This is a genomic window from Geodermatophilus sp. SYSU D01119 (assembly GCF_054049975.1).
Genome location: NZ_JBJGYL010000004.1, coordinates 136,838 through 151,666, shown reverse-complemented (window position 1 = coordinate 151,666; position 14,829 = coordinate 136,838). Strand labels below are relative to the sequence as shown.

General features: G+C 76.1%; 18 protein-coding genes. 3 read left to right on the top strand and 15 right to left on the bottom strand.

All coding sequences use genetic code 11. The annotated features are described in order from the left end of the window. Positions 1–90: 90 nt before the first annotated feature. Together bldD and ACI79X_RS04515 are read left to right on the top strand one after the other, a co-directional pair. Positions 91–630 (top strand): transcriptional regulator BldD, encoded by a 540-nt coding sequence (gene bldD, locus ACI79X_RS04520; protein WP_457024223.1) that lies wholly within the window; start codon positions 91–93, stop codon positions 628–630. Between the two features lie 314 nt (positions 631–944). Further along, positions 945–1,097, top strand: a complete 153-nt coding sequence (locus ACI79X_RS04515; protein WP_457024222.1) for a hypothetical protein — start codon at positions 945–947, stop codon at positions 1,095–1,097. A 43-nt stretch (positions 1,098–1,140) separates the two neighbouring features. Here the strand turns inward: ACI79X_RS04515 and ACI79X_RS04510 are convergent, their stop codons facing one another. Next, a complete protein-coding gene (locus ACI79X_RS04510; protein ID WP_457024221.1) occupies positions 1,141–1,590 on the bottom strand; it encodes a MarR family winged helix-turn-helix transcriptional regulator in 450 nt (149 codons plus the stop codon). Positions 1,591–1,649: 59 nt separating this feature from the next. Here ACI79X_RS04510 and ACI79X_RS04505 point away from each other — a divergent pair, with 59 nt between their 5' ends. After that, positions 1,650–2,021: a VOC family protein gene (locus tag ACI79X_RS04505; RefSeq protein ID WP_457024220.1), complete on the top strand. Its 372-nt coding sequence runs from the start codon at positions 1,650–1,652 to the stop codon at positions 2,019–2,021. Positions 2,022–2,036: 15 nt separating this feature from the next. Here ACI79X_RS04505 and nusB read toward each other — a convergent pair whose 3' ends face one another. The 14 genes from nusB to ACI79X_RS04435 are packed head-to-tail and all read right to left on the bottom strand — an operon-like array spanning position 2,037 to position 14,783. Further along, positions 2,037–2,447 (bottom strand): transcription antitermination factor NusB, encoded by a 411-nt coding sequence (gene nusB, locus ACI79X_RS04500; protein WP_457024219.1) that lies wholly within the window; start codon positions 2,445–2,447, stop codon positions 2,037–2,039. 14 nt (positions 2,448–2,461) lie between these two features. Further along, positions 2,462–3,022 carry an elongation factor P gene (efp, locus tag ACI79X_RS04495; protein WP_457024218.1) on the bottom strand — a complete coding sequence of 187 codons (561 nt, stop codon included), beginning with the start codon at positions 3,020–3,022 and terminating at the stop codon, positions 2,462–2,464. Then, complete coding sequence (locus ACI79X_RS04490) at positions 3,023–4,129, bottom strand: M24 family metallopeptidase (protein ID WP_457024217.1); 1,107 nt, start codon at positions 4,127–4,129, stop codon at positions 3,023–3,025. It lies immediately after the preceding gene. Then, positions 4,126–4,560 (bottom strand): type II 3-dehydroquinate dehydratase, encoded by a 435-nt coding sequence (gene aroQ / locus ACI79X_RS04485; RefSeq protein WP_457024216.1) that lies wholly within the window; start codon positions 4,558–4,560, stop codon positions 4,126–4,128. The genes ACI79X_RS04490 and aroQ overlap by 4 nt, the downstream gene beginning before the upstream one ends. Further along, the gene (aroB, locus tag ACI79X_RS04480) at positions 4,557–5,603 is read right to left on the bottom strand and encodes a 3-dehydroquinate synthase (protein WP_457024215.1); all 1,047 of its coding nucleotides are present in this window, start codon (positions 5,601–5,603) and stop codon (positions 4,557–4,559) included. Before aroB ends, aroQ begins: the two co-directional genes overlap by 4 nt. A gap of 17 nt (positions 5,604–5,620) precedes the next feature. Then, entirely contained in the window at positions 5,621–6,154 is a 534-nt protein-coding gene (locus ACI79X_RS04475; RefSeq protein WP_457024214.1) for a shikimate kinase, read from the bottom strand. After that, on the bottom strand, positions 6,151–7,329 hold the full coding sequence (gene aroC, locus ACI79X_RS04470; protein ID WP_457024213.1) for a chorismate synthase: 1,179 nt from the start codon (positions 7,327–7,329) through the stop codon (positions 6,151–6,153). The genes ACI79X_RS04475 and aroC overlap by 4 nt, the downstream gene beginning before the upstream one ends. Before the next feature lie 37 nt (positions 7,330–7,366). Beyond that, positions 7,367–8,029, bottom strand: a complete 663-nt coding sequence (locus ACI79X_RS04465) for a prepilin peptidase (RefSeq protein ID WP_457024212.1) — start codon at positions 8,027–8,029, stop codon at positions 7,367–7,369. Between the two features lie 34 nt (positions 8,030–8,063). Then, positions 8,064–8,891, bottom strand: coding sequence for a shikimate dehydrogenase (locus ACI79X_RS04460; protein WP_457024211.1), 828 nt, complete (start codon positions 8,889–8,891; stop codon positions 8,064–8,066). Continuing rightward, positions 8,884–10,641, bottom strand: coding sequence for an endolytic transglycosylase MltG (gene mltG, locus ACI79X_RS04455; RefSeq protein WP_457024210.1), 1,758 nt, complete (start codon positions 10,639–10,641; stop codon positions 8,884–8,886). The genes ACI79X_RS04460 and mltG overlap by 8 nt, the downstream gene beginning before the upstream one ends. Continuing rightward, positions 10,638–11,300, bottom strand: coding sequence for a Holliday junction resolvase RuvX (gene ruvX / locus ACI79X_RS04450; protein WP_457024209.1), 663 nt, complete (start codon positions 11,298–11,300; stop codon positions 10,638–10,640). The genes mltG and ruvX overlap by 4 nt, the downstream gene beginning before the upstream one ends. A gap of 5 nt (positions 11,301–11,305) precedes the next feature. Then, a complete protein-coding gene (gene alaS / locus ACI79X_RS04445; RefSeq protein ID WP_457024208.1) occupies positions 11,306–13,990 on the bottom strand; it encodes an alanine--tRNA ligase in 2,685 nt (894 codons plus the stop codon). A gap of 50 nt (positions 13,991–14,040) precedes the next feature. Then, positions 14,041–14,358: a hypothetical protein gene (locus ACI79X_RS04440; RefSeq protein WP_457024207.1), complete on the bottom strand. Its 318-nt coding sequence runs from the start codon at positions 14,356–14,358 to the stop codon at positions 14,041–14,043. After that, a complete protein-coding gene (locus ACI79X_RS04435; RefSeq protein WP_073422557.1) occupies positions 14,358–14,783 on the bottom strand; it encodes a DUF948 domain-containing protein in 426 nt (141 codons plus the stop codon). Before ACI79X_RS04435 ends, ACI79X_RS04440 begins: the two co-directional genes overlap by 1 nt. Between the last annotated feature and the right edge of the window lie 46 nt (positions 14,784–14,829).

The window sequence follows — 14,829 nt, the reverse complement described above, 5'->3', positions numbered from 1 at the left end:
GGAGGGAGCCGCTGTCGCACCTCCCGGCGAACCAGTACGCTCAGTCACCAACGAGCCTCCTCCACCACGACGGACAGTGAGCAGAGACGCATGAGCACGGACTACTCGCGGGCCCTGGGCGCCCGGCTGCGGGCCATCCGCAACCAGCAGGGGCTGTCCCTGCAGGGCGTGGAGGACAAGTCGCACGGTCGCTGGAAGGCCGTCGTCGTCGGCTCCTACGAGCGCGGCGACCGCGCGGTGACCGTGCAGCGCCTCTCGGAGCTGGCCGTCTTCTACGGCGTCCCGGTCTCGGAGCTGCTGCCCGACCCGCGGCCGAGCTCGGCGGTCACCTCGACCACGAAGATCGTGCTCAACCTCGAGTCGCTGGGCTCGCTGCCCGCCGACGAGGCCGGCCCGCTGGCCCGCTACGCCTCGACCATCCAGGCGCAGCGGCACGACTACAACGGCAAGGTCCTCTCCATCCGCGCGGAGGACCTCAAGTCGCTGGCGATCATCTACGACATGAGCCCCGACGAGCTCACGACGCGGCTCATCGAGTGGGGCGTGCTCAACCCCGGCGGGATGGACGGCATGGGCGCCGGCGCCGAGGACGACGACGAGACCTGGGACCGGCGCCGCGCCCCGCGCTGATCCCGACACACCTCCGAGGCCCGCTCCGGCACCCGCCGGGGCGGGCCTCGTCGCGTCCGGGCCGCGTCGCCCGCCCGGCCCGGCGGCGGTGTGTGCACGCGGCGCGCTCCGGGGCCTCCCCCGGCCGCGCTGCGTGCACGCAGCGGGCCGTCGCGACGTCGGGTTCCCCCGGTGGGCGACGCTCGCGGCGTCCTCCGCGCACCGCCCGTCACGGTGCGCGAGCGGGTGACCGCGCTCGGTCCCGGAACTGTCGGTGGGTGCTCCTAGCGTCCGGCCCGTCGCCGAGCACACGGCGCACGACGCGAGGAGATCCCGTGCACACCAGCCCACCGGTCGCCCTGCCCGACCCCGAGCTGCTGCTCGCCACCCGCCGCCGCGAGGCGCTGCGCCGGGCCACCCGGCGGCAGTCGAGCGCCCGGATGGCCGCGATGCTCACCGCCGCCGCGGGCACCGGCCGCCGCCCCTGAGCCCGCCCCTGTGGCCCGCTCCTCAGGCCCGCCCGCCCGGCCCTCAGGCGCCCGGCTCGAGCGCGGCCACGCACGCCTGCAGGTCGGCCAGCAGGCGCTCGCGCCGGTCCGGCGTCAGGCCGGCCAGCATCCGCTCCTGCACCCCGGCGACGGCGGCGCTGGCCTCGCGCAGCCGCCGTCGCCCCTCGTCGGTGACCGTCGCCGGCAGCGCCCGGCCCTGCGGCGCGACCGCCGGCCGCGACACCCAGCCGCCGTCCTGGAGGCCGGCGAGCACGCCGGTCATCGCCTGCCGCGTCACGAAGGCCGCCCGGGCGAGCTCCGCCACCGAGGAGCCGGGCCGCTGGTCGAGCAGCTCCAGCGTCGCGTACTGCGACACCGTCAGGCCCAGCGGCCGCAGGGCGGCGTCCATGGCGCCGCGCAGCACGGTCGCGGCCTGCTTGAGCACGTAGCCCACCGCCCGGTCGACGTCGCCGACCGCGTCCCCTTGACTCATGTCAGGATCCTGACACACTCGACCATGTCAACGTCCTGACATACCTCGGAGGAGCAGCCATGCCCGTCACCGGACCCGACTTCGTCGCCCTGCAGGTCACCGACCTCGAGCGCTCGGCGGCCTTCTACGCGGACTCCCTCGGCCTGCGCCGCGCTCCGGCCGGCCCGCCCGGCGCGGTCGTCTTCGCCACCACGCCGGTGCCCTTCGCCGTCCGCGAGCCGCTGCCCGGCGTCGACCCGGCCGCGGCCCGGCCCCGCCCGGGCCTGGGCGTGGCGCTGTGGCTGGCCGCCGACGACAGCCAGGCGCTGCACGACCGCATGGCCGCCGACGGCGTGACGATCCTGGCGCCGCCGGCCGACACCCCCTTCGGCCGGGCGTTCACCTTCGCCGACCCCGACGGCTACGCCGTCACCGTGCACGACGCCGGCTGAGCCGGCGGCGCCCGGTCAGGAGGAGGTGGGGACCTCGGCGTCGAGGATGGCGCCGAGGACGCCGTTGACGTAGGCCGGTGACTCGTCGGTGGACAGGGCCCGCGCGAGCTCGACGGCCTCGTCGATCACCACGGCGTCGGGCACGTCGTCGGCCCACAGCAGCTCGAAGACCGCCATGCGCAGGATCGCGCGGTCGACGTCGGGCAGCCGGTCCAGCGACCAGCCGCGGGCGTGCTCCTCGATCAGCTCGTCGATGCGGCCGGCGTGGGCGGCGACGCCCTCCACCAGCCGGACGGCGTGCTCGGGCACCGGCGGGTTGGCGTGCGCGACGCGCTCGCGCAGCATCTCCAGCGGGTCGGCGCCGCGGAGGTCGGCCGCATAGAGGACGTCGACGGCGCGCTTGCGCGCCTTGGTGCGTGCGGCCATGTGCAGCGGCGCGATCAGTTCACGCGGCCGAGGTACCGGCCGTCGCGGGTGTCGACCTTGAGCTTGTCGCCGGTGTTGACGAACAGCGGCACGTTGATCTGCGCGCCGGTCTCGAGGGTGGCGGGCTTGGTGCCGCCGGTGGAGCGGTCGCCCTGCAGGCCCGGGTCGGTGTGCTGGACGACGAGCTCCATGGTCACCGGCAGCTCGACGTAGAGCGGGGTGCCCTCGTGCACCGCGACGACGACCTCGGTGTTGTCGAGCAGGTAGTCCGCGCCGCCGCCGACGGTCTCGGACGGGACGTAGATCTGCTCGAAGGTGTCGCCGTCCATGAAGACGAAGTCGTTGCCCTCGCGGTACAGGTAGGTCATGTTCCGCTTGTCGACGGTGGCCGTGTCGACCTTGGTGCCGGCGTTGAAGGTGCGGTCGACGACCTTGCCCGAGAGCACGTTCTTCAGCGTCGTGCGGACGAACGCGCCGCCCTTGCCGGGCTTGACGTGCTGGAACTCGGTGACGGACCACAGCTGGCCGTCGAGGTTGAGGACCATGCCGTTCTTGAGGTCGTTGGTGGTAGCCATCTAGAGGACCAGCAGTTCCTTGCTCGTGAGGGTCAACAACTCGGGCGCGTCCGCCGTGACGACCAGCGTGTCCTCGATCCGGACACCGCCGTGGCCGGGCAGGTACACCCCGGGCTCCACGGTGACGGCCATGCCGGCGGCCAGCCTACCCGCGCCGAGCGGGCCGATGCCCGGCGCCTCGTGGATCTCCAGGCCCACGCCGTGCCCGAGGCCGTGGGTGAAGTGGTCGGCGTGGCCGGCCGCGGCGATGACGTCGCGGGAGGCCGCGTCGACGGCGACGACGTCGGCCCCGACCGCCAGCGCCGCCCGGCCGGCGGCCTGCGCCTCGGCGACCAGCGCGTAGACCTCGCGCTGCCAGTCGGCGGCGTGGCCGAGCACCACGGTGCGGGTCATGTCGGAGTGGTAGCCGTCGACGGTGGCGCCGAAGTCGAGCTTGAGGAAGTCGCCGCCGGCCAGCACCGTGCGGTCGGGCCGGTGGTGCGGGATGGCGGAGTTGGCGCCGGTGGCCACGATCGTCTCGAACGACGGCGCCTCGGCGCCCAGCGCGAGCATGCGGGCGTCGAGCTCGCGGCCGACCTCCAGCTCGGTGCGGCCCGGGCGGAGCGCGCCGTCGGCGGCCAGCTCGGCCAGCGCCCGGTCGGCGACCGCGCAGGCCCGGCGCAGCGCGTCGACCTCGTCGTCGTCCTTGACCGCGCGCAGCGCCTCGACGGCGCGCTGCACGCTGACCAGCTCCGGCACGGTGCCGCCGGCGGCGGCGTCGGTGAGCACCCGCTCGAGCTGGCGGTGCCCGTCGACGGTCACCTCGTGGCTCTCGTAGCCGAGCCGGCCGGCGCCGCGGGTCACCGCCTCGCGGGCCAGCGCCGGCACGGTGGCGCGGTCGACGAGCAGCTCGAGGTCGGGCACCTGGGTGCCGGCCTGGGTGGTGTAGCGGCCGTCCGTGCCGAAGACGTCGCCGCCGTCGGCGCGCAGCAGCAGCGCGCCGTTGGAGCCGGTGAACCCGGTCAGGTAGCGCACGTTGAGCAGGTTGGTGACCAGCACGGCGTCGAGGCCCCGCTCGGCCGCCGTCGCCCGCAGCCGCTCCCGCCGCTCGGCGGCACGCCCGGTCACCGGTGGCCCCGCAGCGACATCCACTGCAGCGCGAGCACGTAGCCCTCGACGCCGAGGCCGGCGATGACGCCGTCGGCCACGGCCGAGACGTAGGAGTGGTGCCGGAACGGCTCCCGCTTGTGCACGTTGCTGATGTGCACCTCGACCAGCGGCGACTGGAGCGCGGCGAGGGCGTCGTGCAGCGCGATCGAGGTGTGCGACCAGGCAGCCGGGTTGAGGATGACCGGGTCGCGGGCGTCGGTGGCCTCGTGCACCCAGCGGAGCATCTCGGCCTCGTCGTCGGTCTGCCGGACCCGGACCTCCATGCCGAGCTCGCGCCCCGCCGTCTCGAGGAGGTCGACGAGCTGGGCGTACGTCGTCGGGCCGTAGATCTCCGGCTCGCGGGTGCCGAGCCGACCGAGGTTGGGCCCGTTGAGCACCTGGATCGTCACTGTTCCTCCGATACCGCGGCCCACGCCGCGTCCAGCCACGCCTGCTCGGGGTCGGTCAGGATCGTCGGGTTGCCGATCCCGTCGAGGACGACGAAGCGCAGCGTCGCGCCGCGGGCCTTCTTGTCCACCCGCATCACCGCCTGCAGCGCCGCCCAGTCGCCGCGGTAGGTGGTCGGCAGGCCCATCGCCGCCACCAGCTCGCGGTGCCGGTCGGCCTCGGCGCGGGTGAGCGTGCCGGCCTGCGCGCCGAGCTCGGCGGCGAACACCAGCCCGACGGCGACCGCCTCGCCGTGCCGCCAGCCGAAGTCCTCGACCCGCTCGATCGCGTGGCCGAGGGTGTGCCCGTAGTTGAGGTACTCGCGCACCCCGGTGTCGAAGAGGTCCTGGCCCACCGCGTGGGCCTTCACCCGCACCGCGCGCTCGACGAGCTCCTCGGTGTCGCGGCGGCCGGTGGGGTCGGCGGCGAGCAGGTCGAGGATGGTGCCGTCGGCGATGAAGCCGCACTTGACCACCTCGGCCATGCCGGAGCGGAACTCCGCGTCCGGCAGGCCGGCGAGGACGTCGGTGTCGGCGAGCACCCCGGCCGGCGGGTGGAACGCGCCGACGAGGTTCTTGCCCGCCGCGGTGTTGATGCCCGTCTTGCCGCCGACCGCGGCGTCGACCATGCCGAGCACGCTGGTGGGCAGGTGGACGACGCGGATGCCGCGGGTCCAGGTGGCGGCGAGGAACCCGGCGAGGTCGGTGACCGCTCCCCCGCCGACGCCGACGACGGCGTCGGAGCGGGTGAGGCCGAGCCGGCCGAACTCCTCCCACGCGGCCGCGGCGACCTGCGCGGTCTTGGCGGCCTCGCCGTCGGGGACGACGACGGCCTCGGCGGCGACGCCCGCGGTCTGCAGCGTCTCGACGGCGGCCCCGGCCAGCGCGGCCAGCGGCGGGGCGTGCACGACGGCGGCCTTCGGCGTCCCGGCGAGCACCAGCCCGAGCTCGGCCTGCGCGCCGGCGCCGATGACGACGTCGTAGGGCTTCTCCCCCGCGACCGTCACCCGCCTCGTCGTCCGGCTCATCGCCCGGCCCCCGCGGGCAGCGCGGCGAGCACGTCGGCGACGACGTCCTCGGGGGTGCGACCCCCGGTGGGGACGACCACGGTGGCGACCTCCGCGTAGAGGGGGGCGCGCTGCTCGAGCAGGGTGCGCAGCATCGCCCGGGGGTTGACGGCCAGCAGCGGGCGGTCGCGGGACAGGCCGGCCCGCTTGGCTGCCGAGGGCAGGTCGACGTCGAGGTGCACGACGGTGCCGCCCGCCCGGCCGTGGGCGACGAGCAGCGCCCGGGTGGCCGCGCTGAGCACCGCGCCGCCGCCGAGGGCGAGGACGCCGTCGTGCTCGGCGAGTGCCCGGGCGACCGCCTGCTCCTCGAGGTCGCGGAAGTGCTGCTCGCCGTGCGTGACGAACAGGTCGGCGACGCTGGTGCCGGTGGTGGCCTCGACGTCGGCGTCGGTGTCGCGGAAGGGCAGGCCGAGCGCCGCCGCCACCGCCGTCCCGACGGTGGTCTTGCCCGACGCCGGCGGCCCGACCAGGACGAGGAGCGGACCCGTCACCGGAACGGGAGCGCGTCGAGGTAGCCCTGCACGTTGCGGCGGGTCTCGGTCACCGAGTCGCCGCCGAACTTCTCCAGGACCGCGTCGGCGAGCACCAGCGCGACCATCGCCTCCATGACCACCGCACCGCGTGGGACGGCGATCGCGTCGCTGCGCTGGTTGATCGCGACGGCGGCGTCGCCGGTGGCGACGTCGACGGTGGCCAGCGCGCGCGGCACGGTGGAGATCGGCTTCATGGCGGCGCGGACGCGCAGCACCTCGCCGTTGGTCATGCCGCCCTCGATGCCGCCGGCGCGGTCGGTGACCCGGCGCATCCGCTCGCCCTCGCGGACGATCTCGTCGTGGGCGACCGAGCCGCGGCGGCGCGCGGTCTCCAGGCCGTCGCCGACCTCGACCGCCTTCACCGACTGCACGCCCATGAGCGCCCCCGCCAGCCGGGAGTCCAGGCGGCGGTCCCAGTGCACGTGGCTGCCCAGGCCCGGCGGCAGGCCGTGCACGACGACCTCGATGACGCCGCCGAGGGTGTCGCCGTTCTTCCGGGCGTCGTCGACCTCGGCGACCATGACCGCGCTGGTGGCCGGGTCGGCGCAGCGGACCGGGTCGTCGTCGATGCGCGGGTTGTCCTGCGGGCCGGGGACGATGCCGTCGGGCACGGTGACCGGCCCGATGGCGACGACGTGGCTGACCACCTCGACGTCGAGCACCTGGCGCAGGAAGGCGCGCGCGACGGCGCCGAGCGCGACGCGGGCGGCGGTCTCGCGGGCGCTGGCCCGCTCGAGCACCGGGCGGGCGTCGTCGAAGCCGTACTTCTGCATGCCGGCGAGGTCGGCGTGGCCCGGGCGCGGCCGGGTGAGCGGGGCGTTGCGGGCCTGCCCGGCGAGCACCTCGGGATCGACCGGGTCGGCCGCCATGACCGTCGTCCACTTGGGCCACTCGGTGTTGCCGACCTGGACCGCGATCGGGCCGCCCATGGTCACGCCGTGCCGGACGCCGCCGGTCAGGGTGACGGCGTCCTGCTCGAAGGACATCCGGGCGCCGCGGCCGTGACCGAGACGGCGGCGGGCCAGGTCGACGTCGAGGTCGGCGGTGGTGACCCGCACGCCGGCGGGCAGGCCCTCGAGGATGGCGGTGAGCTGCTGGCCGTGCGACTCACCGGCGGTCAGCCAGCGCAACATGCACGGGATTGTGCCAGCCGGGCCGCCGGGCCCCGGTTCAGGCCAGCGGTCCCTGCCCCAGGAGGGCCAGGACGGCGCCGAGCAGCAGCGGCGGGCCGAACGCCACCGGGGTGCGCCAGCCCGCGCGGCCGGCGGCCACCAGCACCAGCGACAGGCCCGCGCCGGCCAGCAGGCCGAGGAACACCCCGGCCAGCAGCGCGCCCCAGCCGGACCAGCCGAGCAGCAGGCCGAGCAGCGCGAGCAGCTTGACGTCGCCGAGGCCGAGGCCCGAGGGCCCGGCGAGCGCGGCGAGCAGCGCGATCCCGCCGGCGGCGGCCGCGGCCAGCAGCGCCCGCAGGAACGCGGGCCAGGTGCCGAGCAGCGCGGCGTCGGCGAGGAGGGCGGCCCCGCAGACGGCGGCGGCCGGGTAGGTGACCCGGTCGGGCAGCCGGTGGACGGCGAGGTCGACCTGGGCGAGGACGACGGCGGCGCCCGCCGCCCAGGCGTAGGCGAGCGTGGCCGGCCGGGCGCCGCCGAGGAGCACCGCGCCGCACAGGAGCACGGCCAGGACGGCGGCGGTGGCCAGGGCGCGGGTGGGGGTCGCCCGGGCCGACGGCAGCCGGGTGGCCAGCCGGACGGCGGTGCGGGCCAGCAGCGGGCCGGCGGCGGCGGTCAGGACGGCGAGGGCGAGCAGCACCCCGCGCGGCAGGACGTCGTCCACGGGTCGGGCGGGTCGTCTGCTCAGCCGGGCGCGGTCAGCGGGCGTCCAGGGCGGCCCGCATCGGGCCGATCGGCGCCGGCTGCCCGGTCATGAGCTCCACCTGGACGGTGGCCTGCCAGAACAGCACCTCCAGTCCGCTGACCACGGTGGCGCCGGCCGCCTCCGCGGCCGCGGCGACCGGGGTGGGCCACGGCGCGTAGAGGACGTCGAGCAGGGTCTGGCCGGACCGCCAGGAGAGCCCGGCGAGGTCGGGGTGGGCGCCGATCGGCACGGTGCTGACCACCACCGGCGCCTCGACCGGGCCGGGCGCGAGCGGCCGGACGGCGGCCTCGACGCCGAGGGTGCCGAGCACCCGGGCGACGTCGGCGGCCCGGGACGGCTCGCGCACCAGGACGTCGACGGTCTCCGCACCCAGCTCGGCCAGCGCCACGGCCGCGGCGGCCGCCGTCCCGCCGGCGCCGACGACCGCCGCGTGGGCCACCCGCTCGACGCCGCCGACCTGCAGCGCCATGCCGACGCCGTGGACGTCGGTGTTCTCCGCCCGCCACCCGCTGCCGGTGTGCACGAGGGTGTTGGCCGCGCCGAGCAGCCGGGGCAGCGGCTCGACCTCGTCGGCCACGGCGACGGCGGCCTGCTTGCACGGCATGGTCACCGAGAAGCCGCGCCACTCGGGGCCGAGGCCGGCCAGCAGGTCGGGCAGGTCCTCGGCGCCGACGTCGAGGGCGTCGTAGGTCCAGCCCTCGAGGCCGAGCGCCGCGTAGGCCGCGCGGTGCAGCAGCGGCGAGAGGGAGTGCCCGACCGGGCGGCCGAGGACGGCCGCCCGGCCGGCGGGACCGTCTCCGGGCACCGGCCGGTCAGCCACCGCACCCGAGGCCGGCGTCGGCGCAGCGCTGCCGGGCGGCCATGAACTCCTCGTAGCTGGCGGTGAAGAAGTGCCGCCCGTCCTGCGACTCGAGGACGTAGTAGAGGAGGCCGCCGGTGGTGGGCGCGAGCGCCGCCTCCAGGCTGGCCTCGCCGGGCGAGCTGATCGGCGTGGGCACCAGACCCGGCTGGGTGCGGGTGTTGTACGGGCCGGGGGTGCGCAGGTCGGTGACGGTGAGGTCGTTGCCGTTCTTGCCGAGCCCGTAGGCCAGCGTCGCGTCGATGCCGAGCGCGATGCCCTGGTTGAGCCGGTTGTAGATCACCTGCGCGACGTTCGGCCGCTCCTCGTCGAGCCGGGTCTCCGACTGGACCATCGAGGCGACGATGACCACGTCGTACACCGAGCGCCCGGCGGCGGCCGCGCGCTGCTCGAGCTGCATGTCGGCGGCGGTCTCGGTGAACCGGGAGACCATCGCCCGCAGCACGTCGGCGGCGCTGGCGTCGGGCTCGACGTCGTAGGTGGCCGGGAAGAGGAAGCCCTCGAGCTGACCGTTGGCATAGGCGGGCAGGCCGAGCGCCGCGGGGTCGGCGGCGGCCGCCTGCAGCTCCTCGATCGGCAGGCCGGTGGTCTCGGCGATCCGCTGGAGGGTCGCCGCGACGGTGAAGCCCTCGGGCACGGTGACCCGGGAGACCTGGCGGGCGGCCGGGTCGAGCAGCAGGTCGAGGGCGGCGGCGCCGCTCATCTCGGCGCGCAGGCTGTAGACGCCGGGCTGGATGCCCATGGCGGCGGGCTCGGTCTCGGCGGCCTCGACGAAGGGCGCGGCGGAGGCGATCACGCCGGCGTCGACGAGGGTGCGGGCGATGTCGCTGAGCGTGTCGCCCTCGCCGACGCGGACGTCGACGATGCCGGTACCGGAGCCGGCGAAGTCCTCGGCCTCGGGGTTGACCAGGCCGATGAGCGCGCGGCCGCCGAAGACGATGCCGGCGACGAGGGCGGCGAGCACGAGCAGCGCGACCAGGTTGGCCAGCGGGCTGCGCCGGCGCCGGCCGGTGCGGGTACCGCGGCCGCTGCCGAGCACCGGGTGCTCGTCGGTCGCGGGGTGGTCCTCGTCGTGGTGATCGTGGTGCGGGTCGTCGTGGTGCTGCTCGGCGCGGCGGCCGCGCCGTCCGCGGCGGCGCTCCTCGCGGCCGCCGGCCCCGAGGACGTCCAGGCCGCCGGTGGCGTCGTCGTCCCCGTGGTCGTCCCCGTGGTCGTCCTCGTGGTGGTCCTCGTGGTGGTCCTCGTGGTACCCGTGCACGTCGGCGAGCGGGTGCGCCTCGGTGGGCGCGTCGGCCTCGTGCGGGACCACGGCCGCGACGGTGGCGTCCGGGTCGGCGTCGGGGCGCTTCGAGAGCCGCGACCACGCGCCCTGCGGGCGGGGCGGCAGGCCCTCGGCTCCGGGGCCCGGGCGGGCGCCGCCGGACACCGGGCCGGTGCGGTCCTCGTCGGCGGCGGCCGCGGGGGTCTCACCGCGGGCGGGCTGGCCGTCGGGCGCGGCGTGCCGGCCGGCGGTCACCGGGTACGGGTCGCGGTCCAGCAGCGAGGCGCCGCGGCCGGGGCCGCCTGCGCGCTGGGCGGACGGCCCGACGGGCAGCCAGGTGGTGGCCGGCCCGACGCCGCCGTGCGGCGCGGGCCAGCCGGCGGCGGCGGTCCCGCCGACGCCGTCGGACACCGGCCGGCCCCGCCCGTAGGGCGGGACCGGCGGGGTCATGAGCGCCCCCGCTGGGAGTCGAGATAGGCCTGGAGGATGACCACGGCCGCGGCCTGGTCGATCACGGGGCGCTGGGCGCGGCTGTCGAGCCCGTTCGCCCGCAGGGAACTGGCTGCGGTCACGGTGGAGAGCCTCTCGTCGACGAGGTGCACGGGCACGCTGCCGATGCGCCCGGCGAGTGACCGAGAGTAGGCACGCGCTTCCCGGGCGGAGGCGCCCGACGCACCCGACAGGTGCCTCGGCTCCCCCACGATCACCTCTGTCACCTCGTGTTCCTCGACGAGGGCGACGATGCGGTCCAGGTCACCGCCGTCGCGGCGCCGCTCGACGGTCTCCAGCGGGCTGGCGAGCGTGCCCGTCGGGTCGGACAGCGCCACCCCGATCCGCACCGTGCCGACGTCGAGGCCGAGCCGCCGCCCCTGCCGTGTGCGGCGCGGGGGCAGCGGCAGCCCGGCGGGCAGGCCCTGCGACAGGTCGATCTCGGTGGTCTCGTTGCGCACCGGCGGGAAGCCGGCGCGCAGGTCGATCTGCTCGGTGCGGTGGTGCACCGGCTGCTGCGGAGGGGCCTGCCGGGGGCGCGACGGCGGCACCGCCGGGCGGCCCTGCTGGCGCCGCTCGCTCACGTCGCCGGTCTCGTCGGGGCGCTGCTGCTCGGGCACTCCGGTCACCTCCCTGCGGCGGTCGCGACCGCCTGTTCGCCCGCCTGGAGAGCGGCGGGGATGCCGCTGGCGTCCGTGCCGCCGCCCTGCGCGACGTCGGCCTTGCCGCCGCCGCGGCCGCCCACCAGCGGCGTGACCGTCTTGACCAGGTCGCCGGCCGAGAGGCCGCGCGCCTGCGCGGCCGGGGTCAGCGCGGCGACCACAGCCACCTTGCCCCCGGCCTCGGAGGCGAGCAAGACGACACCCGGGCGCTCGCCGAGCCGGCCGCGGACGTCGAGGGCGAGGGTGCGCAGGTCGCCGCCGGCGAGTCCCGCGGGCGCGGCGGTGACGACGGCGACCCCGTCCACGTCGCGGGCGTCGGCGGCCAGCCGGCCGGCCGCGGCCTTCGTCTGGGCGGCGCGCAGGTCGGCGATCTCCCGCTCGGCGTCGCGCAGCCGGGACAGGACGCCGCCGACGCGGTCGACGAGCCCGTCGGTGGGCGACTTGAGCAGCTCGCCGAGCTGGCGGACCAGGTCGCGCTCGCGGGCCAGGTAGCGGAAGCCCTCGAGGCCGACGACGGCCTCCACGCGACGCGCGCCGGACCCGACCGAGGACTCACCGGTGAGCGCCAGCGTGCCGATCTGCGCGCTGCCGGACACGTGGGTGCCACCGCAGAGCTCGCGCGACCACGGGCCGCCGATCTCGACGACGCGCACCGACTCCCCGTAGGTCTCGCCGAACAGCGCCAGCGCGCCGATCGCCTGGGCCTCGGGCAGCGTCATGTAACTGGCGCGCACCCGGTGGTCGGCGCGGACGGCGGCGTTGGCGACGTCCTCGATGTCGGACCGCTGCTGCTGGCTGAGCGCGCCCTGCCAGGCGAAGTCCAGCCGCAGGTAGCCGGGCCGGTTGTAGGAGCCCGACTGCAGCGCCTGCGGGCCGAGCACCTGGCGCAGCGCCGCGTGCACGACGTGCGTGCCCGAGTGCGCCTGGCACGCCGACAGCCGCCACTCGCGGTCGACCTCGGCGGTGAGCTCGGCGCCGTCGCGCAGCGCGCCCTCGAGCACCCGCACCTGGTGCACGACCAGGCCCTTGACCGGGCGCTGCACGTCGAGCACCTCGGCGCGGCCGCCGTCCCAGGTCAGCGTGCCGGCGTCGGCCACCTGGCCACCGGACTCGGCGTAGAAGGGGGTGCGGTCGAGCACGACGCGCACGACCTCGCCCTCGCCGGCCTCGGCCGGGCCGCCCTCGTCGTCGAGCTCGGCGACGACGCCGAGGACGCGCGAGTCGGTGCGCAGGGTGTCGTAGGCCCGCCAGTCTGTGGGGCCGTGCTCGGCGAGCAGCCGGCGGTAGGCCGCGACGTCGACCGAGCCGGTGCGCTTGGCGCGGGCGTCGGCGCGGGCCCGGTCGCGCTGCTGCTCCATCAGCGCGCGGAAGCCGTCCTCGTCGACGGTCACGCCCTGCTCGGCGGCCATCTCGAGGGTGACGTCGATCGGGAATCCGTAGGTGTCGTGCAGGGAGAACGCCTGCTCGCCCGTCAGCGACGGGGTGCCCGCGGCCTTGGCCTGCGCCACGGCGGTGTCGAACAAGGCCGTGCCGGAGGTGAGGGTGCGCCGGAACGCCTCCTCCTCGGCGTAGGCCACCGAGGAGATCCGGTCGAAGTCGGTGACCAGCTCGGGGTAGCTCGCGCCCATCGCGTCGCGGGAGACCGGCAGCAGCTCGGGCAGGGTGGCGGCGTCGACGCCGAGCAGCCGCATCGAGCGGACGGCGCGGCGCAGCAGCCGGCGCAGGATGTAGCCGCGGCCCTCGTTGCCGGGCGTGACGCCGTCGCCGATGAGCATCAGGCCGCTGCGGACGTGGTCGGCCACGACCCGCAGCCGGACGTCGGCCTCGTGGTCCTTGCCGTAGGTGACGCCGGCGAGGTCGGCGGCGCGGCGCAGCACCGGCGCCACCTCGTCGATCTCGTACATGTTGTCGACGCCCTGCAGCAGGAAGGCCACCCGCTCCAGGCCCATGCCGGTGTCGATGTTCTTCTTCGGCAGCTCGCCGACGATCCGGAAGTCCTCCTTGCTCCGGACGTCGGTGAGCTCGTACTGCATGAAGACGAGGTTCCAGATCTCCAGGAACCGGTCACCGGCCGTGTCGACCAGCGGGCCGCCGTCGGGGCCGTACCCGGGGCCGCGGTCGAAGTAGATCTCCGAGCAGGGTCCGCCGGGGCCGTCGGCGCCGGTGTGCCAGTAGTTGTCCTTCTTGCCCAGGCGCTGGATGCGGTCCTCCGGCAGCCCGGCGATGCGGTGCCAGGCCTCCGCGGCCTCGTCGTCGTCGAGGTAGACGGTCACCCAGATGCGGTCGGGGTCGAAGCCCAGCCCGCCGTCGGCGAGGGAGCCGGTCACCAGCTCCCACGCGTGCTGGATGGCCCCCTCCTTGAAGTAGTCACCGAAGGAGAAGTTGCCGTTCATCTGGAAGAACGTGCCGTGGCGGGTGGTCTTGCCCACCTCCTCGATGTCGAGGGTGCGCACGCACTTCTGCACGCTGGTGGCCCGCGGGAACGGCGCGGGCTCGCGGCCGGTCAGGTACGGGATGAACGGCACCATCCCGGCGACGGTGAACAGCAGGGACGGGTCCGGGGACACCAGCGAGGCGCTCGGGACGACGGTGTGGCCGCGCTGCTCGAAGTGCTGCAGGAAGCGGCGGCGGATCTCGGCGGTCTGCATGTCCTACTCGGTGTTCGGGGCGGGACGCGGCCCGCGGGGGTGGGTGCGGCTCAGCGGTCGGCCGCGTGGGCGCCGTGTCGGCCGGATGGCCGGCCGGAGGGCCGGCCGGGCAGCTGCAGCTGGGTGGTGTCGCGCTCGGGCAGCGGCGCGTCGAGGCCGGTGCCGGCGCGCAGCTCCTCCTCGCGGGCCGCGGCCGCGGCGCGCACGTCGGCGCCGAAGTCGCCGATCGCGTCGGCGAGGTCGCGCAGGCCCTCGGCGATCGAGGCGCCGATGCCCGCGGGCGTCATCTTCTCGGCGGCGCGGGACAGCTTGCGGACGACGAGGGCGCCGATGGTGATGCCCATCGCCAACCAGAACAGCCGGCGCATCAGGCGGCCCGCCGGGCGGCGCGGCGCGCGCGCCGGTCGGCCTTGTCACGGGCGGCGGCCTCGGCGATCGCCTGGCCCTCGCGGCGCTTCTTCGTGGCGCTGCGCACGCCGTAGCTGAACGCGGCCACCTTGATCAGCGGGCTGCCGACGGTGGCGGCGACGACGCTGGTCAGCGCGGCCACGTTGCTCGACACGTTGGCCGCGTTGCCGGTGATGTCGTCGACCCGCTCCAGGTTGCTGTTGACCTGGGCGATCGTCGTCTGCGCCTGGCCGAGGATCGGCTGGCTCTGCTCGCGGACCTGCCGGATGGTCAGCGTCGCCTCGTCGAGGGTGCGCCCGAGCTTCAGCAGCGGGACGGCGAGCAGCACCACCAGCAGCACCAGCGCCAGGGCGGCGATCAGTCCGGCCCACTCTCCTGCGGACACGCGGCGTCTCCTCTTCTGCGTCGGCGGCCGGGAGGGTCGCCTCCCC